The sequence below is a fragment of the Micromonospora sp. NPDC047465 genome (genome assembly GCF_040643125.1).
Taxonomy (GTDB): Bacteria; Actinomycetota; Actinomycetes; order Mycobacteriales; family Micromonosporaceae; genus Micromonospora.
On the sequence record NZ_JBEYTP010000003.1, the window covers coordinates 294,867 to 319,114 of the forward strand.

Below are 24,248 nucleotides of genomic sequence, written 5' to 3' on the forward strand. Positions count from 1 at the left end.
CCGGGCGGTCGGGGCGTGGCGGGGAGGCGCGGCGCGGTGACAGCGGGCCGCCGGGCGTCGGTAGGATTGCCGAGATTCGGCAGGGCCATCTGCCCGTCACGGCTTCCACCAGGGCTGACCGGCACCACCGCGTGCGCCGGCGGGAGCGGGGCGTGCGCGGTGCGGTCGATGCAGACGGCGGGTAGCAACGGAGGTAACAGATGTCCGGCCACTCAAAGTGGGCGACGACCAAGCACAAGAAGGCGGTTATCGACGCCAAGCGCGGCAAGATGTTCGCCAAGCTCATCAAGAACGTCGAGGTCGCCGCGCGGACCGGCGGCGGCGATCCCGCCGGCAACCCCACGCTCTACGACGCCATCCAGAAGGCCAAGAAGAACTCGGTCCCGAACGACAACATCGACCGCGCCGTCAAGCGCGGCTCCGGCCTGGAGGCCGGCGGCGCCGACTACCAGACCATCATGTACGAGGGCTACGGCCCGAACGGCGTGGCGCTGCTCATCGAGTGCCTGACCGACAACCGCAACCGCGCGGCCACCGAGGTGCGCACCGCGCTGACCCGCAACGGCGGCTCGTTCGCCGACGCGGGCTCGGTGTCGTACATGTTCTCCCGCAAGGGCGTGGTGATCGTCCCCAAGGCCGGGACGACCGAGGACGACGTGATGATGGCGGTCCTCGACGCCGGCGCCGAGGAGGTCAACGACCTGGGTGAGGCGTTCGAGGTGGTCTCCGAGCCGACCGACCTGGTCGCGGTGCGCACCGCGCTCCAGGACGCCGGCATCGAGTACGAGTCGGCCGAGTCGGCGCTGATCCCGAGCGTCAACGTCCCCCTCGACGAGGAGGGCGCGCGCAAGATCTTCAAGCTGATCGACGTCCTGGAGGACTGCGACGACGTGCAGAACGTCTACGCGAACTTCGACGTCAGCGACGAGATCATGGCCGCGGTCGGCTGATCGCGGCCTGATCCACGACGACACCGCGCGCCGGGCGACCGCCGCCCCGGCGCGCTGTGTCGTGCCCTGCCCCGTGTCCGTTCGGGCGGTGATCGGGGCGGTCACCGCCCGGACGGGCGAAATTTCCGGATGATCATCCGGGCACCCGCCGTTCGGGAAGCTCGCATAGGATCTCCCGCTGTTCGATCTTCTTGAGCAACGGAGAGACATGCGAAGGACCCTCACCGCCGCGGCTGCCGTCCTGGCGATTCCCGTCCTGGCCGGCGCCGTCGCCCCGCCGGATGCGACGGCGGGCCCGATGCCGACTCCGGGCCGGGGCGTGGCCGTCGGGACGTCGCGCCCGTCGGTGGCGCCCCCGAACATGCCGGCGACGGTGTACGGGGGCGCGTGGCCCTCGGGCCACGTGCAGGGAGTGGCGGTCGACTGGAGCAGCGGTCACGTCTACTGGTCCTTCACGAACCTCCTGGTCAAGACGGACCTCGACGGTCGGGTCGTCGGCACGGTGACCGGCTTGACCGGCCACCTCGGCGACCTGGACATCAACCCGGAGGACGGCCGCGTCTACGGCTCGCTGGAGTACAAGGCGCAGCGGGCCTTCTACATCGCCATCTTCGACGTCGCCCGGATCACCCGGATCGGAATGAACGCCGAGACGGACGGGGTGATGACCACCGTCTACCTGAAGGAGGTCGTCGACGACTTCACGGCGGACCTGGACGGCGACGGTGTCTTCGACGGCGACACCGGGCAGACCGCCGACCACCGGTACGGCGCCAGCGGCATCGACGGGGTCTCGTTCGGGCCGGCGCTGGGCACCGCCGGCGGGCGGAACGTGCTGATGGTCGCCTACGGCGTCTACCCGAACACCACGCGTACCGACAACGACCACCAGGTGCTGCTCGCCTACGACGTGCGGCGGTGGGGTCTTTTCGCCCGCCCGCTGAGCCAGACCGCACCACACCAGAGCGGGCCCGGGAAGCCGTACTCCAAGGTCTTCGTCCGGACCGGGAACACCACCTTCGGCGTGCAGAACCTGGAGTACGACCGGCACACCCGCCGGTGGCTGATGGCGGTCTACCGGGGCGGCAAGCCGGAGTTTCCGAACTGGACGCTCTACGCGATCGACGGCACCGTCGCCCCGCAGACCGGTGTGATCACCGGCCAGCCGGACGGCGCGACCGGGCAGATCGTCCCGCTGGCCCCGGCCGGGCTGGCCGATCCGGCCACCGGGATCCGCGGCTGGGAGGGGCCGGGCAGCTTCGGCCTGGAGGCGCTCGGCGACGGGCGGTTCTACGTGGTCAGCAGCGGGACGACGACGGTGGACGGTGAGCGGCGGCAGACCGGCACCGCCGTCCTCCAGCACTGGACGGGAGCGACGCCGAACCCCTTCACCACGGCCGGATCCACCGTCGCCGGGCGCCGACCCGCAGCCCGTACGGTTGTCTCCCGACCCCGCTGACCGAACTGTGACGCCGGCACTCGGTAGGTTGGGGGAGTGGAACGTCCGGGTCGGGTGGAGCGGGACGGTGGGCGGACCGGGGAGGGGCACCGCTTCACCCCGGGCGACGTGGTGGTCCGGCGCGAGATCCTGCACGGCGAGGTGTGGTTCGCCTGCCCGACGGTCTGCGTCGAGGACTCGCCCGACCTGCTCGCGCTCTACCTGCCCCCGGGCGCGGAGTTCGGCTTCCCCGAGACCGGGCGGTTCCCGTGCGGGCGGCACCCGTGGCAGGTCGCCGGGCACCGGGCGTGGAGCGGCCACGGCAAGCTGATGCTGCACCGCCCGGGCGAGGCGCACTCCGTCGACGTCTTCTGGACCGGCCCGGAGCGCGCCTTCGCCGGGTGGTACTTCAACCTCCAGGACCCGTTCCGGCGTACCCCGATCGGGGTGGACACCCTCGACCACGAGCTGGACCTCTGGTGGCCGGCCGACGCCGCCCGCTACGTCTGGAAGGACGTGGAGATGTTCGCCCAGCGCCTGGAAGAGGGGCGTTATCCGGGCATGGCCGACGCGATCCGCGCCGAGGGCGACCGGATCGCCGCCCTGCTCGACGCCGGGGAGCGGTGGTGGGACGAGGCGTGGGCGTCCTGGCGGCCGGACCCGGCCTGGCCGGTGCCGGCCCTGCCGGCCGGCTGGGACACCGTCCCGTCGACCCGCTGACCGCCGACCGCTGACCGACGGGGACGCCGACCCGCTGACCGCCGCCCGCCGGCCCCGAGCGTGCCTCGGCCCTGCTCGTCAGGACCCGCCGTTGCGGGGCATGACCGGACGGACCTCGACCGGGCGGCCCGGCCCGCCGCCGGCGCGCGACGCGTACTCCGGGACGCCCACGCACGTGAACAGCAGCGCCGCGAGGTCGTCCGGCTCGCCGAGCAGGCCCGGGACCTCCGAGTCGAGGAAGGTCATCCCGGAGGCGCCGGCGCCCAGGGCGTACGCCGCGAGGTGCAGCCGGCCCTCGACGAGCCCGGCGGCGAGCTGGGCGTCGCGGTAGCCGCGGTCGTCGAGCGACGACAGCGGGGTGGCCCCGACGACGACGTACGCCGCCTCGCCGGCGAGCGCCTGGTCCAGGCAGACCCGCAGCAGCTCGCCGCGCAGCTCCGCGGCCCGCAGCGGCGTCGTCAGGTCGGGCCAGCGGTAGAGGCCGGGCGCCACACCGTCGACGCCGTGCACGGCCACCCAGTGCGGCACCGGCACGCCGCGCAGGGCGGCGGCCAGGGGCCACTCCAGCAGGGCGCGCGGCAGCGTCCGGGACCGGTCCATGCGTCGCTGCGACCCGCGCCGGCGCACCACCTCGTCGAGCGGGTCGGACGGCGGGAACTCCGGCAGCGGCGGCGCCTCCGGCCAGGGCTCCCCGAGCGTGTCCCGCTCGCCCGCGCGCTGCGCGGCGGTGCACAGCGGCAGCTCGACCGGCGGCAGCTCACCCGGCACCGCCGCCGCGGTGGGGCCGATCGCCGGCTCGCCGTCGCCGAGGGACAGCAGGGCGAGCGGATACTCGTGCACCCCGTCCGCGCCGACGAGGCGGCGTAGCGTGGCGTCCGGGAACAGCGTCCGCAGCCGTGGCGCGAGGCCGGCGCTCGTGGCCGCCGCCGACAGCTGGGACAGCAGCGTCCCGGCGTCCCAGTAGAGGTGCCGCCAGCCGCGCTCGGCGTACCGCCACCCCGTCCGCCACGGCACGCCCGTGACCACGAGCGTGGTGGACGCTCCGGTGGCGGCGGGGGCGACCTGGACGAGCGCGTGCCGCGCCGGGTCGTACCAGTGCACGCCGTCCGGGACGCCCGCGACGTCGCGGGTGCTCGCGTAGACCTCCAGCGGGAAGCGTGCGCCGGCCGAACCGGCGGCCCGGTAGAGGAACGGCCGCCCGTGGCGCTCGGCGGTGCGGACGACGCCGGCGCCGAGGAAGAGCACGCGGCCGAGCTGCGCGGCGTCGAGGAGCTGCGCCCGGCCCGCGACGCCCGCGAGCACCGCCGTCGCGGGGATCCCCGGGTCGGGCAGGTCGCGCGGCAGGGCGACGACGGGAAGGCCGTCCGGATAGCCCTTGAGCTGCGGCGGCAGGGTCTCGGGGTCGTTCGGCACGAGGTCGTGGCGGATCCGCGGGTCGTCCCCGGGCACGTCCCAGTCGCGGTTCGGCACGTACGACGTCAGCCGGTGCAGCAGCCCGGCGCCGGAGTCGAGGTCCACAGCGGCCATCCTGCCAGTGCGCACGGCCCCGCACCGTGGTGACGACCGCACCGACCGCCCCACCCCGCGCGGCGCCCCATCGGTGGGCCGACGTCCGACCGGCCCCCGGCCGGTGGGCCGGCGGTCGCTTCAGCGTGCGGCGGCCGGGGCCCCGGTCAAAGCCCGAAGAACGCCAGGTAGGAGTCGAGCTGGTGGGCGAGCATCGGCTCGCCGGGGTGCGCCCGCAGGCCGCGCGCGCGGGCCTCGGCCAGCAGGGCCGTCTCCGCCGGGGTCATGATGATGTCGGCGACCACGGCGTCCGCCGGCAGTTCGGCCACCGGGAACGGCAGCGGGTCGTCGGGGCGCAGCCCGAGAGGGGTCGCGTTGACCGCGAGGTCGGCGTCGGCCAGTCGCGGTCGCGCCGCCCCGGTGACCCGGTCCGGGTACGCGTCGGACAGCCGTCGCCGCAGCGTCTCCAGCCGGCCCGGGTCGGTGTCGGCCAGCCGCAGCTCCGCCACGCCGGCGTCGAGCAGGGCGACGGCGATGGCGCTGCCCGCCCCGCCCGCGCCCACCACGCACACCCGGCGGCCCCGGGGGTGGTGTCCGGCCGTGGCCAGCCCGCGGACGAACCCGTCGCCGTCGAAGGTGTCCGCGGTCCAGGTCCCGTCGGGCTCGCGCCGCAGGGCGTTGGCGCTGCCGGCCAGGCGGGCGCGGTCGCTGGCCCGGTCCGCGAGGGCCAGGGCGGCGGCCTTGTGCGGCACGGTGACCAGCATCCCGTGCAGGTTGCCCACCCGTTGCAGGCCGCGTACGACCGGGGTGAGGTCGGCCGGTGCGACGTGGACCGGGACGAGCACCGCGTCGGTGCCGCGGCGGGTCAGCACCGGATTGAGCAGGCCGGGGGCGCGCACCTGCGCGATCGGGTCGCCGAGCAGCGCGTACAGCCGGGTGGTGCCGCCGATCTCCGTCATGCCGCGCCTCCGTGTCGATGGCCGACGCCCAGGGCCGCCCGTCTCGCCGGTCGGGTGCCGCGCCGCGCCGACGCTATCGCGGGCCCGGACGTGGGGCCCCTCCGGGTTCGCGCCCGGCCGCCGAGCCGGCCCCCTTCCGCCCGGTCGGCCGCCGCCGGTTCCGTAGGGGACGGTGGGCGCGTCCGGGGGCGTCCGACCCCGGAGGCGCGGGGTGGGCGGACGCGGCGGTACGGGGGTGCCGGACCCGGAAACCGTTGCCGGCACCCCTAAGATCCCCGCAAGGATCTTTCGCCGGAAAATATTTAGTGATATCAATCTCGCACCCGATCCCTCTCACCCCCGGAGTGCGACGTGCGGAGAACTCGCTTCGTGACCCTCGCCCTGAGCCTCGCCACGGCTCTCGGCGCCAGCCTGTCCCTGTCGGCCCCCGCCCAGGCCGCCGCCACCGACCGCTACGTCGCCCTCGGCGACTCCTACGCCTCGGGCGTGGGCGCCGGTAACTACACCAGCGAGAGCGGCTCCTGCCAGCGCAGCACCAACGCCTACCCCGCGCTGTACGCCGCCAACGTCAAGCCCGCCTCGTACCGCTCGGTCGCCTGCTCCGGCGCCACCACGACCAGCGTGATCAACACCCAGCTCTCCGCGCTCAGCTCCACCACCAGCCTGGTCAGCATCACGGTCGGCGGCAACGACGTCGGCTACGCCAACATCATGACCACCTGCGTGCTCAAGGGCACCACCGAGTGCGTCGCCGCCGTGCAGGCCGCCGAGGACAAGGCCCGCGCCCAGCTCCCCGGCCTGCTGAGCAACGTCTACAACGGCATCAAGACCCGGGCCCCGAACGCCCGGGTCGTGGTGGTCGGGTACCCGGTCTTCTACCAGCTCGGCACCGTCTGCGTCGGGTTGAGCGCCACCTCGCGTACCAAGATCAACGAGGCCATCAACCTGGTGGACGACATCACCCGCAGCGCGGCCAACGCGGCCGGCTTCACCTTCGCCGACGTGCGTTCGGCCTTCGTCGGGCACCAGCTGTGCAGCTACGGCGAGAAGTGGCTGCACGCCCTCAACTACCTCAACCTCGGCGTCTCCTACCACCCGACCGCGGCCGGCCAGTCCGGCGGCTACTACCCGGTCTTCCGCAACGCGGCCGACTGACCCGACCGCGCGCCACCGCCGACGCGTGCCGGCTGATCCGGCAGCCGCCCGCGACGGCGGTGGCGCGCGTCCGTCCCGGCTCCCGGTGGTCCTCGCCCGCCCCCCCCGCGGGACGCGGACCGACCGGCCGCGGCGGCCCGGCACGTGGTTGGCGTGCCGGGCCGCGCCGTGCGTCAGCCCCGGACGCGGTACGCCCGGCCGGCGCCCCGCGACACCGCTCAGCCCACCGTCTCGCGCGACCGCCACGCCGTGCGGACCGAGGTGCGGCCGTTGGTGCGCAGCAGCGAACCCTCGTACACCCGGGCCCCCGCCGCGACGAGCGCGGCGGCCGTGACCAGCAGCAGGGCCAGCGACAGCAGCGGCTCCCAGCCGGCCGCGTCCCCGGTGAACAGCCGCAACGGCATCGCCGTGGGCGCGGAGAACGGCAGGTAGGACAGCACCCGCATGGCCGTCGCGTTGTCGTTCAGGAAGATCACCGCGAAGAACGGCAGCATGACCGCGAGCTGCACCGGCATCGACACGCCGGCGATGTCCTCCTGGCGGTTGACCAGCGCCCCGGCCGCCGCCCACATGGCCGCGACCAGCACGAAGCCGAGCAGGAAGAACGGCACGAACCAGCCGATCGCCGGGGCCAGCAGCGAGAGCAGCCCGCCGCTGTCGCCGAACTGCACACCCACCACGGCGACCAGGGCGACCAGGGCGATCTGCCCGAGGGCCAGCAGGGTGCCGGCGACCATCTTGCCGGCCAGCAACGCCCGGACCGGCACCGCGGCCACCAGGATCTCCACGATCCGGGTCTGCTTCTCCTCGATGATGCTCTGCGCGATCTGCACGCCGAAGGTCTGCGAGGTGACGAAGAAGACGAACGCGAAGGCGAACGGCACCAGGAAGGCCACCACCGGGTCCACCGCGTCGGGGTCCAGCAGCCGCACCGGGGGCTGCGTGCTCAGCGCCGCGACCACGTCGTCGGGGGCCTCGTCCATGGCCAGCACCGCCGGCCCGGAGACCACGGCGGCGTCCACGTCGCCGTCGCGGACGGCCTGCTCGGCGGCGTGGTCGTCGGGCGCCAGCCGCACCTCCAGCCCCGCCTCGCGCAGCGGGCCGGCCGCCGCCTCGGTCACCGCCACGCTCGACGGGCCGCCGGAGAGCAGCGGCGGCAGGATGGTCGCGGCGGCGGCGATCAGCAGGAAGAACAGGGTGCTGATCAGGAAGGTGCGGTCGCGCAGCTTGACCCGGATCTCCCGGGCGGCGACCAGCCGGGTGGCCTGCCAGGTGTTCATTGCGTGACCTCTCGGAAGATCTCGGTGAGGGACGGGCTGACCGGGCGGAACGCGCGCACCGGGCCGCGGGCCAGCGCCGCGTGCAGAACCGCCTGCTCGTCCGCGCCGGGCGCGAGGTCGAACACGGCGCAGTCGCCGTCCAGGTCGACCAGGGTCACCCCGGGCTGGTCCCGCAGCCAGCCGGCGTCGGTCTCCACCACCAGCTCGAACCGGGGCACCGTGTACGTCGCGCGCAGCTGCTCCCGGCTGCCGGCGGCGCGGATCACGCCGCCCGCGATGATCACCAGGTCGTCGCAGAGCCGCTCCACGACGTCCAGCTGGTGACTGGAGAAGAGCACGGGCACGCCCGTGGCGGCCCGCTCCCGCAGGACCGCCACGACCGTGTCCACGGCCAGCGGGTCGAGGCCGGAGAACGGCTCGTCGAGCACCAGCACCTCGGGGTCGTGCACCAGCGCGGCGGCGATCTGCGCGCGCTGCTGGTTGCCCAGCGACAGCGTCTCCAGCAGGTCGTCGCCGCGCTCGGCGAGCCCGACCCGCTCCAGCAGCGCGTCCGTGCCGCGCCGCGCCGCGGCGGCCGTCATGCCGTGCAGCCGGCCCAGGTAGGCCACCTGTTCCCGGACGCTCATCTTCGGATAGAGGCCGCGTTCCTCCGGCATGTAGCCGAAGCGACGGCGGACCTCCCGGGTCAGCGGAGCGCCCTGCCAGCTGACCTCCCCGGCGTCCGGGGCGAGCACCCCCAGGATGATCCGCATGGAGGTGGTCTTGCCGGCGCCGTTGCCGCCGACGAAGCCGGTCATCCGGCCGGCCGCCACGTCGAAGGAGACGTTCTGGAGCACCCGACGGTCGCCGAAGCTGCGGTCGACGCCGTCGAGACGGAGCACACTGGTCACGGCGGTCACGCTAGATCGTCAACGGCCCGCCGCCGTCCGCCCGGAGGCTGAGCGGGCAGGTCCCCCGCGCGGCGGAGGCGGGTCAGCCGCCGGGCCGCACCACCCCGTGTTCGTACGCGAAGACCACCGCCTGCACCCGGTCGCGCAGGCCGAGCTTGGCCAGCATCCGGCTGACGTGCGTCTTCACCGTCGCCTCGCCCAGGTGCAGCTCCGCGGCGATCTCGGCGTTGCTGGCACCCCCGGCGACCAGGACCAGGACCTCCCGTTCGCGGGGCGTCAGGTCGCGCAGCGCCGCCTCGGGAGGCATCCGCGCGCCGCCCCGGCCGGCGGGGTCGCCGGGGCGGGCGAAGGTGGCGATCACCCGCCGGGTGAGTTCCGGGGCGAGCAGGCCGTCGCCCCGGGCGAGCACCCGGATCGCCTCGACCAGCGCCTCCGGGGTGCCGTTCTTGAGCAGGAAGCCGCTGGCCCCGGCGCGCAGCGCGGCGAACAGGTAGTCGTCCCGGTCGAAGGTGGTGAGGATCAGCACGGCCGGCCCGCCCGGCTCGTCCTGCTCGGCCGTGATCCGCCGGGTGGCCTCCAGCCCGTCGACCCCGGGCATCTCCACGTCCATCAGCACCACGTCCGGGCACAACGCCCGGGTCATGCCGACGGCGCGTTCCCCGTCGGCGGCCTCCCCGACCACCTCGATGTCGTCCTCCACCTCGAGGATGACCCGGAAGCCGGTACGGACCAGGTGCTGGTCGTCGGCGAGCAGCACCCGCACCGGCCGGTCGGCGTCGGGCACCGCCGCGTCGGCGAAGCCCACGCCGGGCACCTCGTGGTCGGCGGCGCCCGTGCCGGGCACCTCGCGGTCGGCGCTCACGCCGGACGCCCCGCCGAGACCGGCAGCGGGAACCGGGCCCGCACCCGCCAGCCACCGCCGGCCCGCGGGCCGACCTCCAGCGCCCCGCCGTGGGTGGCGACCCGCTCGCGCATTCCGACCAGGCCCAGCCCGTCGGCGTTCGCGGGGCGGGTGGCCCGTCCGTCGTCGGTCACGTCCACCTCCACCTCGTGCGCCAGGTAGCGGATCCGCACGTCGAGTGCGGTCGCCCCGGCGGCGTGCTTGAGCGCGTTCGTCACGGCCTCCTGGACGACCCGGTACACGGCCTGGGAGACCGACTCCGGCAGCGGCACCCGGTCCCCGTACACCCCCAGGGTGGCCCGCAGGCCGGCCTCACGGGCCCGGTCGACCACGGCCGTGACCTGGTCGATCGCGGCGGGCCCCGGCTCGTCCGGGCGGTCGTCGCGGGCGCGGAGCAGGCCGAGCATCCGGCGCAGCTCGTCCACCGCCGTACGGGCCGTTTCCTCGATCGCGCCCAGCGCCGTGCGGGCCTTCGCCGGGTCCTTGTCGAGCACCCGGCGGGCGGCGGACGCCTGCACGCCCATCACCGACACGTGGTGGGCGACCACGTCGTGCAGCTCCCGGGCGATGCGGACCCGCTCGCCCACCACCGCGTGCTCACGGACCTCGGCCTGCGAGCGGCGCAGCTCCTCGGCCCGCGCCTGCACCTCGTGCTGCCGGCGGGCGGCCAGCCACGCGGTCTCCCCGAAGAAGTACGCGAACCCGAAGAAGAGGCCGTTGACCAGCACCCCGTTCACTATCGCGGCGAGCACGGGGGGCACCGGACCGACCGCGCGGTCGAACGCGTCGGCCGGGATCCTGTCGATGGTGACCGCGTAGTAGATCCCCAGCCACGCGAACATGGTGGCGATGACGCCGATCCGCAGCCGGCGGGCCAGCCGACGGTCCGGCCCCCAGGCGCCGAGCGAGTAGAGGGCCGCGAACAGCGCCCAGGAGGATAGCTGCGACTCCGGGGCGGAGCGCGCCTGCGCGGCGACGAACGCGACCGAGACGACCAGGAGGGTGGTGGCGGGGAACCGGCGTCGCCAGATCACCGGCAGGGTCACCGCGACGGTCCAGAAGAGCTGCTCCGGCCCGGAGGGCGGCGGTCCCAGCAGGAAGGCCCCGGTGCTGCGGGCGAGGGTGAGGCTGACCAGCGCCAGGACGACCGTGGCCAGCCCGACGTAGACGTCGTACCGCCGCTGTTCCGGGGTGGGGCCCGGCCGCCGCCAGTCGTCGTCCGTCACGGTGTTCACCCTGGTCAGGATTCCATCCCGCCGGTCGGCGTCGGCCAGGCACCCTGCCGGGCGACCACGTGCGGTCGCCGCGCAGCCGGGGGTACGCGATCCGCGCCCCTGTCCGTGTCGACCTCCTCCGTCGCGCCTGTTCACACTCTGCTGCTTCGGCGACTACGGTCGGAAGGCGTCGACGGGCCGCCGCCGGTGATGCCGGGCATGGCACCGGTGGCGGCTTCTTCGAGCGGCTGCTCACCCTCGTCCGGGCCGACGCCGCTCCGCCCTGGCTGCGGGAGTGGATCTCGGTCGAGGCGGAGGCGACCCTGATCCGTTGGTTCGAGCCGTCGCTGATCCCCGGCCTGCTCCAGACCGAGGCGTACGCGCGCGCGGTGCTCACCGGCGGCGGGATGCTTCGCGAGGTCGAGGTGGAGCAGCGGGTGACCTCCCGGCTGTCCCGCCAGGCGGTGTTGACCCGGGAGGCCCCGCCGGAGGTCGTCTTCGTCATGGACGAGTTGGTGCTGCGCCGGCAGATCGGCGACCGGAAGGTGATGGCCGAGCAGTTCGCCCACCTGCGGGGCGAGGCGTTGCCCCGCCGGGCGTCCCGGGAGCTCCTCGCGGAGGTGGCGGAGTCATGGACCTGACCGGCGCGATCTGGCGGAAGTCCACCCGCAGCGACAACGGCGGGTCCACCTGTGTCGAGGTGGCGACGAACCTTGTCGACGTGGTGGGCGTACGCGACAGCAAGGACCGTGGGGGGACCGGTGCTGGCCTTCGGCCCCGCGGCCTGGACCGGCTTCCTCGCCGCGGCCACCGCCGGCGCCCTCCGGCCCGCTCGTCGCGGCTGACGGCCCGGCACACCGGGGCGTGCCGGGCCGCGTGGCGCGGTCGGGTCAGCGGCGGTCGCGCAGCGCCTTGATCACGCTCTCGACGACGTCCCAGAGCACGATCAGCGCCGTGCCGGCGACCACGACGGTGGCGACGGTGTTCAGGTTCTCGCCCTCGCCGAGCCACTCGAAGCGGGCCACGAGGTCGGGGTTGAGCAGCCGGTCGGTCGACATCAGCCAGACCACCGGCACCGCGAAGGCCAGGTCGAGCACCGCGTTCGCCGCGACCAGCGGCCAGGTCCAGCGTCCGGCCCGGTACTTGGCGATCTCCAGGCCCACGGTGGCGACCAGCACGGCGATCAGGAACGGCAGCCAGAAGCTCCACAGCGCCGGGTCGAGGATCGGCAGGTTGCCGTCACCGTCGGCGGGGACGAACGACCGGAAGTGCTGCATCGGCAGGTAGGCGATGAAGATCGCCAGGAAGCCGATCGAGGCGGCGGTGTCGGTCAGGGTGATCTGTCGGTCGCCCGGGCCCTCCGGGAGCTGGTCGATGCTCCAGTCGGGCAGGTGCAGGGGGGTCCTGGTGCGCTCCAGCACCGCGAAGACCAGGGTGACCCAGAAGGCGATCTGGAGGGCCACCGTGAGGGCGGTGGTGATGCCCTCGCCGACGGCCCCGCCGGCGTTCTCGCCGTCGGTTGCCGCCAGCAGGCCGACGATCACGCCGGCCGTCGCCGGCACGAAGCTGAGCAGCAGCTTCAGCAGCCGCTCCCAGGCCAGGTAGTAGGTCGGCCCGATGAGCTGCAACCGGCGGTCGGAGTAGCGGGCGGCGAGCCGCGCCGGGTCGCCCAGCTCGGTGAGCACCTCCCGCTCGGCGGCGGTGCCGTCCTGCCCGCCGGTCGTGCGGCCCTCGACCATGTCCTCGATCGAGGCGCGCAGCTCGGTGGCGATCTCCTCGCGGCGCGCGACCGGCACCGAGCGCAGGGTCGCGGCGAGGTAGCGGTCGGTCAGGGAAGTCATCGGTCGGCTCCTTCGATCAGCCCGGCCAGGGAGGTCTGCACTGCGGCGAGGTCGGCGAGGAGTCGGCCCAGCAGCGACTCGCCCTCCTCGCTGGTGCGGTAGAACTTGCGCGGCCGGCGCTCCTCGGTGTTCCACTCGCTGGTCACCAGCCCCTGCTCCTCCAGCCGCCGCAGCAGCGGATAGAGCGTGTTGGCGTCGACCGGGAAGCCGTGGCCGGAGAGGCGTTGCAGCAGCGCGTAGCCGTAGTCGGGGCGCCGCAGGGCGACGAGGCTCGCCACCACCACGGTGCCTCGACGCAACTCCTGGAGGTGCGTCCGCAGGATCTCGTCGCTCACCATGTGTCACACCATACTGTGTGCCACACACTATCGTCCAGTGCTACATCATCGTGCGGGCCCACATCAGTGTGTTTCGGCCAAGTGACACGCTGCTGGCCGGGGTGGGCGGTGAGCCAGCCCGCCCTGGGGCCCGCCCCGTTCCGCCGGCTTTCCGGCCCGGTCGCCGTGCGGTGCGGACACCGACGCCGGGCCGAGGCGGTTCCGCGGGCGGTGGCAGGGGAGATCCAGAACACCCTGCCTGCTCGGCCCGCGCGGCGTCTGGAGCGGCCTCTTCCGGCGGCGATAGGGTAGGCCGACCGACCTCGACCATCCCATGATCCGACCCGGGGGGCGCCACGCATGGGCGATTCGTTCGCGCATCTGCACGTGCACACGGAGTACTCGATGCTCGACGGGGCGGCCCGCCTGAAGGACCTCTTCGCCGAGGTCAAGCGGCAGGGCATGCCGGCGGTGGCGATGACCGACCACGGCAACATGCACGGCGCGAACGACTTCTACAAGCAGGCGATGGCCGCCGGGGTCAAGCCGATCCTCGGCATCGAGGCGTACGTGGCGCCGGAATCACGCTTCCACAAGCAGCGGGTGCGCTGGGGCAGGCCGGAGCAGAAGAGCGACGACGTCTCCGGTAGCGGCGGCTACACCCACATGACCATCTGGGCGCGGAACAAGACCGGCTTGCACAACCTCTTCAAGCTGACCAGCCGGTCGTACACGGAGGGGTTCTTCGTCAAGTGGCCGCGGATGGACGCGGAACTGCTCGCCGAGAACGCCGACGGGTTGATGGCGACCACCGGCTGCCCCTCCGGGGAGGTGCAGACCCGGCTGCGTCTGGGCCAGTACGACGAGGCGCTCAAGGCCGCCGCGAGGTACCAGGAGATCTTCGGCAAGGAGAACTACTTCCTGGAGGTCATGGACCACGGCATCAGCATCGAACGCCGGGTCCGCCAGGAGCTGCACGACATCTCCCGCAAGCTGGACATCCCGCCGGTGGTGACCAACGACTCGCACTACACCCACGAGGCGCAGGCCGAGGCGCACGACGTGCTGCTCTGCGTGCAGACGGCGGCGAACGTCGCCGATCCGAACCGGTTCCGGTTCGACGGCAGCGGCTACTACATCAAGTCCGCCGACGAGATGCGCGCCGTCGACAGCTCCGACCTCTGGCTGGAGGGCTGCCGCAACACCCTGCTGGTGGCCGAGAAGGTCGACCCGACCGGGATGTTCGAGTTCCACAACCTGATGCCGCGCTTCCCGGTCCCGGAGGGGGAGACCGAGGAGTCCTGGTTCCGCAAGGAGACCTTCGCCGGGCTGGCCCGGCGCTACCCCGGCGGCATCCCCGAGGGCCACGTCGCGCAGGCCGAGTACGAGCTGGGCGTCATCATCCAGATGGGCTTCCCGTCGTACTTCCTCGTGGTCGCCGACTTCATCCAGTGGGCCAAGAGCCAGGGCATCGCCGTGGGCCCCGGCCGCGGTTCGGCCGCCGGCTCCCTCGTCGCGTACGCGCTGGGCATCACCGACCTCGACCCGATCCCGCACGGCCTGATCTTCGAGCGGTTCCTCAACCCCGAGCGCGTCTCGATGCCGGATGTCGACATCGACTTCGACGAGCGCCGTCGCGGCGAGGTCATCAAGTACGTCACCGACAAGTGGGGCGAGGACAAGGTCGCCCAGATCGCCACCTTCGGCACCATCAAGGCGAAGGCCGCGATCAAGGACTCGGCCCGGGTGCTCGGCTACCCGTACGCGGTCGGCGACCGGATCACCAAGGCGATGCCCCCGGCGGTGATGGGCAAGGACATCCCCCTGGAGGGCATCTTCGACCCCAAGCACCCCCGGTACGCCGAGGCCGGCGAGATCCGGGGCATGTACGAGGCCGAGCCGGACGTCAAGAAGGTCATCGACACCGCCCGGGGCATCGAGGGGCTGATCCGGCAGACCGGCGTGCACGCCGCCGGCGTCATCATGTCCGCCGAGCCGATCATCGACCACATCCCGCTGATGCGCCGGGACTCCGATGGGGTCATCATCACCCAGTTCGACTACCCGACGTGCGAGTCGCTCGGGCTGTTGAAGATGGACTTCCTCGGCCTGCGCAACCTGACCATCATCGACGACGCGGTGAAGAACATCCAGCTCAACCACGGCAAGGAGCTGGACCTGCTCGGGCTGCCGCTGGACGACAAGGCCGCGTACGAACTGCTGGCCCGAGGCGACACCCTGGGCGTGTTCCAGCTCGACGGCGGGCCGATGCGCTCCCTGTTGCGGATGATGAAGCCGGACAACTTCGAGGACATCTCCGCCGTCCTCGCCCTGTACCGACCAGGCCCGATGGGCGTGGACTCGCACACCAACTACGCGCTGCGCAAGAACGGCCTCCAGGAGATCACCCCGATCCACCCGGAGCTGGAGGAGCCGCTGCGGGAGATCCTCGCGCCCACCTACGGCCTGATCGTGTACCAGGAGCAGGTGCAGCGCGCCGCGCAGATCCTCGCCGGCTACACCCTCGGCCAGGCCGACCTGCTGCGGCGGGCGATGGGCAAGAAGAAGAAGGAGATCCTCGACAAGGAGTTCATCCCGTTCCGGGACGGCTGCCGGGAACGGGGCTACTCGGACGAGGCGATCCAGAAGGTCTGGGACGTGCTGGTCCCGTTCGCCGGCTACGCCTTCAACAAGGCGCACTCGGCGGCGTACGGCCTGGTGTCGTACTGGACCGCGTACCTGAAGGCGCACTACCCGGCCGAGTACATGGCGGCGCTGCTCACCTCCGTCGGCGACGACAAGGACAAGATGGCGCTCTACCTCTCAGAGTGCCGCCGGATGCGCATCCAGGTGCTGCCCCCGGACGTGAACACCTCCGCCGGGCCGTTCACCCCGGTCGGCAAGGAGATCCGGTTCGGTCTCGGCGCGGTACGCAACGTCGGGGCGAACGTGGTCGCCGCGATCATGCGTTGCCGGGAGGAGAAGGGCGACTACACCGACTTCTACGACTTCCTGTCGAAGGTCGACGCGGTGGTCTGCAACAAGAAGACCATCGAATCGCTGATCAAGGCCGGGGCGTTCGACTCGCTCAAGCACTCCCGCAAGGCGCTGCTCGTGGTGCACGCGGAGGCCATCGACGCGTACGCCGACGTCAAGCGCAAGGAGGCCGTCGGCCAGTACGACCTCTTCGGCGCCGGCTTCGGCGACGCGGACACCAGCAGCACCACCGTGATGCCGGTGATCGGCGAGGGGGAGTGGGACAAGCGCGACAAGCTCGCCTTCGAACGCGAGATGCTCGGCCTCTACGTCTCCGACCACCCGCTCTTCGGCCTGGAGCACGTCCTCGGCGCGGCGGCCGACTGCACGATCGCCGCCCTGTCGGAGGAGGGCACCGTCCCGGACGGGGCGGTGGTGACCCTCGCCGGCATCCTCTCCGGCGTGCAGCGCCGGGTCACCAAGCAGGGCCGGGCCTGGGCCTCGGCCACCCTGGAGGACCTGGCCGGCGGCGTGGAGGCGCTGTTCTTCCCCAACACCTACGAGGTGATCGGGCAGTACATCGCCGAGGACGCCATCGTGGTGGTCAAGGGGCGGGTGGACCGGCGCGACGACACCCCGCGCATCATGGCGATGGACATGTCCATGCCCGACATCAGCAGCAACCCGGCGAGCAAGCCGATCACCCTCACTATCCCGGTGACCCGGTGCACGCCCCCGCTGGTGGAGCGGCTCAAGGAGACCCTGGTGCTGCACCCGGGCGACACCGAGGTGCACGTGAAGCTGCTCAACGGCAGCAAGGTCACCACGCTGCGGCTCGGCCCGTTCCGGGTGGCGGCCACCACCGCGCTGATGGGAGACCTGAAGAGCGTCCTCGGCCCTGCCAACGTCAGCTGACGCCGGCAGGGCCCCGGCGCCGGGGCCGCGAGTGCGGGATTGGCCGTCCCGGTACGCGCCGCGGGTGACTAGCGTCGGCGGTGTGGAGATCACACAGGCGCAGAAGCTGTGGCAGCCGCAGCCGGGTTGGCTGAACACCGCCAGCTACGGGCTGCCACCCGACCCGGTGTGGGACGCGGTGCAGGGGGCGCTGGCCGACTGGCGGACCGGGCGTACCTCCTGGGAGGGCTGGGGCGAGGCGACCGAACGGTCCCGGGCCGCCTTCGCCGGCCTGGTCGGCGTGCCGGCCGCCGACGTCACGGTCGGCAGCACCGTCTCCCAGTTGCTGGCCCCGGTCGCCGCCGCGCTGCCCGCCGGCGCGACCGTGGTGGTGCCGGAGGTCGAGTTCACCTCCAACCTCTTCCCGTGGCTGGTGCAGGCCGAGCGGGGTGTCCAGGTGCGCACCGTGCCGCCGGCCGGGCTGGTCGACGCCATCGACGCCGGCACCGACCTCGTCGCGTTCAGCCTGGTGCAGTCCGCCGACGGCACGATCGCCGCGTACGACGAGATCGTCGCGGCGGCCCGTGCGCACGGCGCGCTCGTCGCGGTGGACGCCACCCAGGCGTGCGGCTGGCTGCCGTTCGACGCGAGCCGAGCCGACGTGGTCGCGGTCGGCGCGTACAAGTGGCTGATGGCGCCGCGCGGCTCCGCCTTCGCCTACCTCGCCCCTGAGCTGCGCGAGCGGCTGCGCCCCGACGCCGCCGGCTGGTACGCGGGCAGCGACCCGCACGCCTCCTACTACGGCCCGCCGCTGCGCCTGGCCGACGACGCCCGCCGATTCGACATCTCGCCGGCCTGGTTCAGTTGGGTCGGCACGGCCCCCGCACTGGAACTCGTCGCCGAGATCGGTGTGCCCGCCGTGCACGCGCACGACGTCGCGTTGGCCAACCGGTTCCTCGCCGGGCTGGGCCGGCCGACGGGCGACAGCGCGATCGTCACCGTGGAGGTGCCCGGCGCGGCGGAGCGGCTGGAGCGGGCCGGGGTCCGGGCGGCGGTCCGCGCCGGACGGGTCCGGGCGTCCTTCCACGTCTACTCCACGGTGGACGACGTCGACCTCGCCCTGGACGCGCTCACCGGCTGAGCCGGGGCGCGCGCCCAGGGCGAGGGTCAGCGCCGGCGGGCCGTCACTTGGCGCCGGTGATGATCCCGGGGTTGATGCAGAGCCCGGGGTTGCTGCCGTTGCGCTCGGCGATCTCCAGGCACCGCGACACCTTGTCGACCTTCGCGTTCGTCTCGGTGATCTGCTTCTGGATGGCGGCGTTCTTCCGGTCCTGCTCCAGGTTCCGGGTCTGGGCGAGCTTGTCCTGGAAGGCCTTGATGTTGCCCTCGGTCTTGTCGTCGTGGTTGACCCGGGTGATCGTGACCGACAGGATGTCGACGTCGCTGGAGAGCCGCGTCTCCGCGCTGGCCTTGATGCTCTCGGCGAAGGGCTTCAGGTCCACGTTCAGGTTGCCGGTGTTCGCGTCGATCTTCTCCAGCGGGTTGTACGTGGCGAAGGCGTCGTTGACGGCGCTGTCGAGCTGGACGCCCACCCGCTGACCCCGGAAGCTGTCGAAGTCGCCCTTGTAGTCCATGAACTGCTTCGGCGCGTTCTCCGGCCTGACCTGCCACTCGACGAGCACCTCGACGCAGGCGTCGGCGAGCGTGCCGGTGCGGACCCGGACGCAGTTCTCGCCGCCGATGTGGTCGTACTTCTGCCGGCCGGCGTCCCACTCGCCGACCTTCTGCCACGGGGCGACCCACTTCAGGCCGGAGCCGGTGACCTTGCCCGTCGGCTTGCCGAAGCTGGTGACGATCCCGACCGAGCGGATCGGCACGGAGTGGGCGCTGGAGCCGACGACGAACACCACCGCGCCGACGAGGCAGCCGAGCGCCGCCAGGGTGGCGGTCCGCTTCGTCGAGCTGGCGCGCGCGCCGAGCGCGAGCGCGCCGGAGATCGTCAGACCGGCGGCGAAGATGATCGCAACAGTGAAGCCGAAGGGCATTCGCTCGGCACCTTTCGCGGGAGGGGGCCCATGACACTAGGGCCGTTGGTCAAGACGGTGCGGAGGTGGTGGCCGTGGGCCGTCCACATGCCGGTGGTAGGCATCGGGCTGGACTGTGAGGCTCGTCGATGCGAACCGGCGGGGCTGCCGGGCGGGAGGTGGAGGTCCCGCACGGCCAGCCGTCCCGGAATGTGGCTCCCATCGACATAGCTCGACCTCTGGCGCCGCCGTAGGTTTCCAGCACGCGACGGCCATGTGACCGCGGTCACCGACCCGGCCGTCGCGACACCTACGGAGGAGTAGGCGATGGCCGGGCAAGCGCTCCTGTCGGCTCGCGGACTGACCCGCGACTTCCGGGGCTTCCGGGCGGTCGACGGCGTCGACCTCGACATCGCGGCGGACAGCGTGCACGCGCTCGTCGGCCCGAACGGCGCCGGGAAGACCACCCTCTTCAACCTGCTGACCGGGTTCCTGCAGCCCAGCGGCGGCCGGATCGAGCTGGCCGGCCGCGACGTCACCGGGCTGCCGCCCGAGCAGGTCGCTCGACTCGGCGTGGCCCGGTCGTTCCAGATCACCAGCCTCTTCCCGCAGCTGTCCGCGCGGGAGCACGTCGAGCTGGCGTTGCAGAGCCCGAGCGGGCTGGGTTGGCGGTTCTGGCGCTCGGCGAAGCTGATGCGCCGCTACACCGACCGGGCCATCGAACTGCTCGACATGGTGGGGCTGGCCGAACTGGCCGAGGCCCCCGCCGAGGCGCTGGCGTACGGGCGCAAGCGGGCGCTGGAGCTGGCCATCGCCCTCGCGCTGGACCCGAAGGTGCTGCTGCTCGACGAGCCGACCGCGGGCATGGGCCTGGAGGACGTCGACCGCACCGTCGACCTGATCGCGCGCGTCCGGCAGGGCCGGACCGTGGTGATGGTCGAGCACAACATGAGCGTGGTCGGGCGGCTCGCCGACACCGTCACCGTCCTGCAGGCCGGCAAGGTCCTCGTCGAGGGCCCGTACGAGCAGGTCCGCGCCGACGAGCGCGTGATCACCGCATACCTGGGAGCCGCTGATGCTGCGCATTGAGAACCTGTCCGCCTGGTACGGCGAGGCGCAGGTGCTGCGGGAGGTCAGCCTGGACGTCTCCGCCGGCGAGGTGGTGACCCTCGTCGGGCGCAACGGGGCCGGCAAGTCCACCCTGCTGCGCTGCGTGATGGGCCTGCACACCGGCCAGCGCGGCACCGTGGAGCTGGACGGTCGGGACGTCGGGAAGCTGCCCGCGTACCGGCGGGCTCGGCTGGGGCTCGGCTGGGTCCCCGACGACCGGGGCAGCTACGCCACGCTGAGCGTGACGGAGAACCTCACCCTGCCGCCGACGGTCGGCCCCGACCCGTGGCCGCTGGAGCGGGTGTACGAGGCGTTCCCCGCCCTCTACGAGCGACGGGACTCGGCCGCCACCATGCTCTCCGGCGGCGAACAGCAGATGCTCGCCCTCGCCCGCGTGCTGCGGATGGGCGCCCGGCTGCTGCTCTGCGACGAACCGACCGAGGGGCTCTCGCCGCTGCTCGTGCAGCAGGTCGGCGACCTCCTGCGCGAGGCCAAGCGGCACGGGGTGACCGTGCTGCTGGTCGAGCAGAACCTGCACTTCGCCACCGGCGTCGCCGACCGGCACTACCTGCTGGCCGAGGGACGCATCGCGGAGGCGATGGGCAACTCCGAGGTGCGGTCGCGGGAACGCGAGCTGCTGTCGTACCTCGGCATCTGATTTTTCGATTTCGACGACCCGCGCGCCGCGCGGGGGTGGAGGGATGAGCATGCGTAGGACGGTGGGTGTGGCCGCCGCGTCGGCGGCGGCGATGGTGCTGGTCGCCGGCTGCGGCGGCGGTGGTCCCCAGTCGGGCGGGGACCAGAAGCTGACCGGGGGCAAGATCGTGCTGGGCGTGCTGAACGACCAGTCGGGTGCGTACTCCGAGCTGTCCGGCAAAAACTCGGTCAAGGCCGTCGAGATGGCCATCGCCGACTTCAAGGCCAAGCACGGCGACAAGGCGGTGACCAGCGACATCACCGTGGAGACCGCCGACCACCAGAACAAGCCCGACATCGCCAACAGCAAGGCCGCCGAGATGTTCGACCGCAAGGGCGTCGACCTCATCCTCGACGTGCCGACCTCCTCGGCCGCGCTCAAGGTCGCCGACGTGGCGAAAGAGAAGAAGAAGCTCTACTTCAACATCGGGGCGGCCACCACCGACCTGACCGGCAAGAGCTGCAACAAGTACACGTTCCACTACGCGTACGACACCTACATGCTGGCCAACGGCACCGGGAAGACCACCACCGAGCAGGTCGGGAAGAACTGGTACATCCTCTACCCGAACTACGCCTTCGGCCAGGACATGGAGAAGAGCTTCTCGAGCGCGATCACGGCGGCCGGCGGGACCGTCGTCGGCAAGGACGGCGCGCCGTTCCCGAACACCAGCGGCGACTACTCGACGTTCCTGCTCAAGGCGCCGACGCTGAACCCGAAGCCGCAGGTGCTCGGCACCATGCAGGCCGGCGCCGAACTGGTCAACGTGGTCAAGCAGTACAACGAGTTCAAGCTCCGGGAGAAGGGCGTCGGGCTCGCCGTCGGCCTGATGTTCATCACCGACATCCACTCGCTGACCCCGGCCGCGCTCGCCGGCACCACGTACACCGACGCCTGGTACTGGAACTTCGACGCCAAGAACCGGGAGTTCGCCGACCGGTTCCAGAAGGAGACGGGCACCCGGCCGTCCTTCGCGCACGCGGCCAACTACTCCGCCGCCACCCAGTACCTGGAGGCCGCGCAGGCAGCCGGCACGGACGACGCCGACGCCGTGGTCAAGGAGCTGGAGGGCAAGACCGTCGAGGACGTCTTCCTGCGCAACGGCAAGATCCGCGCCGAGGACCACCGGGTCATCCACGACGCCTACCTCGCCCAGGTGAAGCCGCAGTCCGAGGTGAGCGAGCCGTGGGACTACGTCAAGGTCCTCAAGACCATCCCCGCCGCCGAGGCGTTCCGCGCCCCGTCGGCGGACTGCAAGATGTGACCAGGGCATGACCGGCTTCTTGCAGAACACGTTCAACGGGTTGGTGAGCGGGGCGTTCTACGCCCTGCTCGCCCTCGGGCTCGCGGTCATCTTCGGGATGCTGCGGGTGGTCAACTTCGCCCACGGGGCGTTCTACATGCTCGGCGCGTTCGGCGCGTACGTCCTGCTCAGCGAGGCGGGCGTGCCGTTCTGGGCGGCGTTGGTGATCATGCCGGTGGGGTTGGGCCTGCTCGGCATGGCACTGGAGCGGGCCTTCATCCACCGGCTCACCCGGCTCGACCCGCTCTACAACTTCCTGCTCACCTTCGGTCTCACGCTGATCCTCCAGGACCTGGTGAAGCTCCGCTACGGCGTGCAGTCCAGCCCGTACGAGACCCCGTCCGCGCTGAGCGGGTCGGTCGACTTCGGGCTCTTCGACTTCCCCACCTACCGGGTCTTCATCCTTGGCTTCGCGGTCGCCGTCTGCGTCGGCGTCTGGTGGGTGCTGACCCGCACCCGGATCGGCATGGTGGTCCGGGCGTCGACCGAGCGGGCAGAGCTGACCCAGGCGTTCGGCATCAACGTCGGCCGCTGGGTCACCCCGGTCTTCGGCTTCGGCATCGGCCTGGCCGCTCTCGCCGGGGTGCTGGCCGCGCCGATGCGGGCCGTGAACCCGCTGATGGGCGCCGACCTGATCATCGTGGTCTTCGCGGTGGTGGTGATCGGCGGGCTGGGCTCGATCTTCGGGTCCGTGGCCGCCGGCTTCGGCATCGGCCTGGTCCAGGCGTGGGGCGAGGCGTACCTGTCCGACTTCCCGATCGTGTCGCAGACGATCGTCTTCATCGTGATGGCCGCCGTGCTGCTCTGGCGTCCGGCCGGGCTGTTCGGCCGTGAGGAGGCACCGGCATGACGAGCACCGTCGACACCGCGACCGACGCCGGCGGCCGGGCGCCGAAGTCGGGGCTGGTCGCCGTGACCCGGGCGCCCGGCTGGGTCCGGTACGCGCTGCTCGCCGTCGGGCTGCTGGTGGCGTTCTGGCTGCCCAACGGGCTCTACCCGGCGGTGGCGGTGGACATCCTCTGCTGGGCGCTGTTCGCCGTCGCCGTGGACCTGCTGCTCGGCTTCACCGGGCTGATGTCCTTCGGGCACGCGGCCTTCTGGGGCGCCTCCGCGTACGTCACCGGGTTGGTGTCCATCCACGCCGGCCTGCCGTTCCCGGTGGCGGTGCTGGCTGGGGCGCTCGCCGCGGCCGTGCTCGCGGTGCCGATCGGCTACCTGGCCGTGAAGCGGACCGGCATCTACTTCGCCATGGTCACGCTGGCGTTCGCGCAGATGGTCTACTACGTGGCCAACGAGTGGCGCTCGGTCACCCGGGGCGAGAACGGCCTGCAGGGCGTGCCCCGCGAACTGTTCGGGTTGGACCTCACCGACGACTACTACTTCTACTACGCGATCCTGCCGATCGTGCTGCTCGGGCTGGCCGGCGCCTGGCGGATCGTGCACTCGCCCTTCGGCCGGGTGCTGGTCGGCATCCGCGACAACCCCGCCCGCGCCCGCGCGCTCGGCTACCCCGTGCACCGCTACAAGCTGACCGCGTTCGTGCTGTCGGGTTTCATCGCCGGGCTCGGCGGCGGGCTGTTCGCCGTGGGCCACCGCTTCGTCTCCCTCGACGTGCTGCACTGGACCACCTCCGGCAAGGCCGTCATCGTGGTGGTGCTCGGCGGGATCGGCACGCTCTGGGGCGGGGTACTCGGCGCGGCCATCCTGGTCCGTCTGGAGGACTGGCTGTCGTTCTCCGGGTTCGAGGCGATCGGCCTGGTCACCGGCAGCATCTTCGTCCTCGTCGTGCTGGTGTTCCGGCGCGGCATCTGGGGCAGCGCCGCCGCCCTGGCCACGCGCTGGCTGGCAGCCCGCCGCCGATAGCCCCACGCGCGGGACGCACCCACGGTCCCATGCCGGGGTGGATGTGCCGCTGGCCGGCGCCCGTGTCGGGTGCCGGCCAGCGTTCCCCCTTGTGGTGGAAAGTCTGTCTCTGTGTGTCAGTTGTTCCAGTGCTTGGCGACGAGGTCGGCGGCCTGCTGCTCCCACTGGGCGTAGTGGTCCGGGTACGCCGACACCTGCACGGTCTGCGCG

Annotated in this window: 21 protein-coding genes and 1 pseudogene; 13 read left to right on the forward strand and 9 right to left on the reverse strand. The window is 72.4% G+C overall.

Annotation, left to right across the window (positions count from 1 at the left end; translation table 11 throughout):
• Window positions 1-200 precede the first annotated feature (200 nt).
• From ABZ793_RS05400 to ABZ793_RS05410, 3 genes are all read left to right on the forward strand, one after another.
• The gene (locus tag ABZ793_RS05400; protein WP_357452249.1) at window positions 201-950 is read left to right on the forward strand and encodes a YebC/PmpR family DNA-binding transcriptional regulator; all 750 of its coding nucleotides are present in this window, start codon (window positions 201-203) and stop codon (window positions 948-950) included.
• 208 nt (window positions 951-1,158) lie between these two features.
• A complete protein-coding gene (locus tag ABZ793_RS05405) occupies window positions 1,159-2,409 on the forward strand; it encodes a hypothetical protein (RefSeq protein WP_357452252.1) in 1,251 nt (416 codons plus the stop codon).
• Between the two features lie 36 nt (window positions 2,410-2,445).
• Complete coding sequence (locus ABZ793_RS05410; protein WP_357452255.1) at window positions 2,446-3,108, forward strand: DUF402 domain-containing protein; 663 nt, start codon at window positions 2,446-2,448, stop codon at window positions 3,106-3,108.
• 78 nt (window positions 3,109-3,186) lie between these two features.
• Here ABZ793_RS05410 and ABZ793_RS05415 read toward each other — a convergent pair whose 3' ends face one another.
• Both ABZ793_RS05415 and ABZ793_RS05420 read right to left on the reverse strand, forming a co-directional pair.
• A complete protein-coding gene (locus ABZ793_RS05415) occupies window positions 3,187-4,635 on the reverse strand; it encodes a hypothetical protein (protein ID WP_357452258.1) in 1,449 nt (482 codons plus the stop codon).
• Between the two features lie 146 nt (window positions 4,636-4,781).
• Window positions 4,782-5,573 carry a shikimate dehydrogenase gene (locus ABZ793_RS05420; protein WP_357452261.1) on the reverse strand — a complete coding sequence of 264 codons (792 nt, stop codon included), beginning with the start codon at window positions 5,571-5,573 and terminating at the stop codon, window positions 4,782-4,784.
• A gap of 351 nt (window positions 5,574-5,924) precedes the next feature.
• Between ABZ793_RS05420 and ABZ793_RS05425 the strand changes: the two genes are divergently transcribed.
• Window positions 5,925-6,728 carry an SGNH/GDSL hydrolase family protein gene (locus ABZ793_RS05425; RefSeq protein ID WP_357452264.1) on the forward strand — a complete coding sequence of 268 codons (804 nt, stop codon included), beginning with the start codon at window positions 5,925-5,927 and terminating at the stop codon, window positions 6,726-6,728.
• A gap of 218 nt (window positions 6,729-6,946) precedes the next feature.
• Here the strand turns inward: ABZ793_RS05425 and ABZ793_RS05430 are convergent, their stop codons facing one another.
• The 4 genes from ABZ793_RS05430 to ABZ793_RS05445 all read right to left on the reverse strand — a co-directional run bounded on the left by ABZ793_RS05430 (window position 6,947) and on the right by ABZ793_RS05445 (window position 11,034).
• The gene (locus ABZ793_RS05430; RefSeq protein ID WP_357452266.1) at window positions 6,947-8,008 is read right to left on the reverse strand and encodes an ABC transporter permease; all 1,062 of its coding nucleotides are present in this window, start codon (window positions 8,006-8,008) and stop codon (window positions 6,947-6,949) included.
• Entirely contained in the window at window positions 8,005-8,898 is an 894-nt protein-coding gene (locus ABZ793_RS05435; RefSeq protein ID WP_357452268.1) for an ATP-binding cassette domain-containing protein, read from the reverse strand. The genes ABZ793_RS05430 and ABZ793_RS05435 overlap by 4 nt, the downstream gene beginning before the upstream one ends.
• A gap of 82 nt (window positions 8,899-8,980) precedes the next feature.
• Window positions 8,981-9,682, reverse strand: coding sequence for a response regulator transcription factor (locus tag ABZ793_RS05440; RefSeq protein ID WP_357452346.1), 702 nt, complete (start codon window positions 9,680-9,682; stop codon window positions 8,981-8,983).
• 74 nt (window positions 9,683-9,756) lie between these two features.
• Window positions 9,757-11,034, reverse strand: a complete 1,278-nt coding sequence (locus ABZ793_RS05445) for a sensor histidine kinase (protein WP_357452271.1) — start codon at window positions 11,032-11,034, stop codon at window positions 9,757-9,759.
• Between the two features lie 59 nt (window positions 11,035-11,093).
• Between ABZ793_RS05445 and ABZ793_RS05450 the strand changes: the two genes are divergently transcribed.
• Together ABZ793_RS05450 and ABZ793_RS05455 are read left to right on the forward strand one after the other, a co-directional pair.
• A complete protein-coding gene (locus ABZ793_RS05450; RefSeq protein ID WP_357452274.1) occupies window positions 11,094-11,654 on the forward strand; it encodes a DUF5753 domain-containing protein in 561 nt (186 codons plus the stop codon).
• Window positions 11,645-11,858 (forward strand): annotated as a pseudogene (locus tag ABZ793_RS05455) (DUF397 domain-containing protein). Before ABZ793_RS05450 ends, ABZ793_RS05455 begins: the two are co-directional and overlap by 10 nt.
• Before the next feature lie 45 nt (window positions 11,859-11,903).
• On the opposite strand, the gene ABZ793_RS05460 reads toward ABZ793_RS05455, so the two are convergent.
• The gene (locus tag ABZ793_RS05460; RefSeq protein WP_357452277.1) at window positions 11,904-12,854 is read right to left on the reverse strand and encodes a permease prefix domain 1-containing protein; all 951 of its coding nucleotides are present in this window, start codon (window positions 12,852-12,854) and stop codon (window positions 11,904-11,906) included.
• Complete coding sequence (locus ABZ793_RS05465; RefSeq protein ID WP_357452280.1) at window positions 12,851-13,192, reverse strand: PadR family transcriptional regulator; 342 nt, start codon at window positions 13,190-13,192, stop codon at window positions 12,851-12,853. The genes ABZ793_RS05460 and ABZ793_RS05465 overlap by 4 nt, the downstream gene beginning before the upstream one ends.
• Before the next feature lie 339 nt (window positions 13,193-13,531).
• Here ABZ793_RS05465 and dnaE point away from each other — a divergent pair, with 339 nt between their 5' ends.
• A complete protein-coding gene (dnaE, locus tag ABZ793_RS05470; protein ID WP_357452283.1) occupies window positions 13,532-17,062 on the forward strand; it encodes a DNA polymerase III subunit alpha in 3,531 nt (1,176 codons plus the stop codon).
• An 82-nt stretch (window positions 17,063-17,144) separates the two neighbouring features.
• A complete protein-coding gene (locus ABZ793_RS05475) occupies window positions 17,145-18,182 on the forward strand; it encodes an aminotransferase class V-fold PLP-dependent enzyme (RefSeq protein WP_357452286.1) in 1,038 nt (345 codons plus the stop codon).
• Between the two features lie 43 nt (window positions 18,183-18,225).
• Here ABZ793_RS05475 and ABZ793_RS05480 read toward each other — a convergent pair whose 3' ends face one another.
• On the reverse strand, window positions 18,226-19,086 hold the full coding sequence (locus ABZ793_RS05480) for an SPFH domain-containing protein (RefSeq protein ID WP_357452289.1): 861 nt from the start codon (window positions 19,084-19,086) through the stop codon (window positions 18,226-18,228).
• Window positions 19,087-19,392: 306 nt separating this feature from the next.
• Between ABZ793_RS05480 and ABZ793_RS05485 the strand changes: the two genes are divergently transcribed.
• From ABZ793_RS05485 to ABZ793_RS05505, 5 genes are read left to right on the forward strand one after another with little or no spacing between them, the layout of a single operon-like run.
• Window positions 19,393-20,154: an ABC transporter ATP-binding protein gene (locus ABZ793_RS05485; RefSeq protein WP_350706206.1), complete on the forward strand. Its 762-nt coding sequence runs from the start codon at window positions 19,393-19,395 to the stop codon at window positions 20,152-20,154.
• The gene (locus ABZ793_RS05490) at window positions 20,141-20,833 is read left to right on the forward strand and encodes an ABC transporter ATP-binding protein (protein WP_357452293.1); all 693 of its coding nucleotides are present in this window, start codon (window positions 20,141-20,143) and stop codon (window positions 20,831-20,833) included. Before ABZ793_RS05485 ends, ABZ793_RS05490 begins: the two co-directional genes overlap by 14 nt.
• Window positions 20,834-20,876: 43 nt before the next feature.
• A complete protein-coding gene (locus ABZ793_RS05495) occupies window positions 20,877-22,136 on the forward strand; it encodes an ABC transporter substrate-binding protein (RefSeq protein ID WP_357452296.1) in 1,260 nt (419 codons plus the stop codon).
• Between the two features lie 7 nt (window positions 22,137-22,143).
• Window positions 22,144-23,025: a branched-chain amino acid ABC transporter permease gene (locus tag ABZ793_RS05500; protein WP_357452299.1), complete on the forward strand. Its 882-nt coding sequence runs from the start codon at window positions 22,144-22,146 to the stop codon at window positions 23,023-23,025.
• Entirely contained in the window at window positions 23,022-24,038 is a 1,017-nt protein-coding gene (locus ABZ793_RS05505) for a branched-chain amino acid ABC transporter permease (protein WP_357452302.1), read from the forward strand. The genes ABZ793_RS05500 and ABZ793_RS05505 overlap by 4 nt, the downstream gene beginning before the upstream one ends.
• Window positions 24,039-24,248: the final 210 nt, after the last annotated feature.

Bases quoted from the DNA above. Each gene is read 5' to 3' on its own strand.
- ABZ793_RS05400 (WP_357452249.1), top strand. From the start codon at position 201: ATGTCCGGCCACTCAAAGTGGGCGACGACCAAGCACAAGAAGGCGGTT.
- ABZ793_RS05405 (WP_357452252.1), top strand. From the start codon at position 1,159: ATGCGAAGGACCCTCACCGCCGCGGCTGCCGTCCTGGCGATTCCCGTC.
- ABZ793_RS05415 (WP_357452258.1), bottom strand. From the start codon at position 4,635: ATGGCCGCTGTGGACCTCGACTCCGGCGCCGGGCTGCTGCACCGGCTG.
- ABZ793_RS05420 (WP_357452261.1), bottom strand. From the start codon at position 5,573: ATGACGGAGATCGGCGGCACCACCCGGCTGTACGCGCTGCTCGGCGAC.
- ABZ793_RS05430 (WP_357452266.1), bottom strand. From the start codon at position 8,008: ATGAACACCTGGCAGGCCACCCGGCTGGTCGCCGCCCGGGAGATCCGG.
- ABZ793_RS05460 (WP_357452277.1), bottom strand. From the start codon at position 12,854: ATGACTTCCCTGACCGACCGCTACCTCGCCGCGACCCTGCGCTCGGTG.
- ABZ793_RS05465 (WP_357452280.1), bottom strand. From the start codon at position 13,192: ATGGTGAGCGACGAGATCCTGCGGACGCACCTCCAGGAGTTGCGTCGA.
- dnaE (WP_357452283.1), top strand. From the start codon at position 13,532: ATGGGCGATTCGTTCGCGCATCTGCACGTGCACACGGAGTACTCGATG.
- ABZ793_RS05480 (WP_357452289.1), bottom strand. From the start codon at position 19,086: ATGCCCTTCGGCTTCACTGTTGCGATCATCTTCGCCGCCGGTCTGACG.
- ABZ793_RS05485 (WP_350706206.1), top strand. From the start codon at position 19,393: ATGGCCGGGCAAGCGCTCCTGTCGGCTCGCGGACTGACCCGCGACTTC.
- ABZ793_RS05490 (WP_357452293.1), top strand. From the start codon at position 20,141: ATGCTGCGCATTGAGAACCTGTCCGCCTGGTACGGCGAGGCGCAGGTG.
- ABZ793_RS05495 (WP_357452296.1), top strand. From the start codon at position 20,877: ATGAGCATGCGTAGGACGGTGGGTGTGGCCGCCGCGTCGGCGGCGGCG.
- ABZ793_RS05500 (WP_357452299.1), top strand. From the start codon at position 22,144: ATGACCGGCTTCTTGCAGAACACGTTCAACGGGTTGGTGAGCGGGGCG.
- ABZ793_RS05505 (WP_357452302.1), top strand. From the start codon at position 23,022: ATGACGAGCACCGTCGACACCGCGACCGACGCCGGCGGCCGGGCGCCG.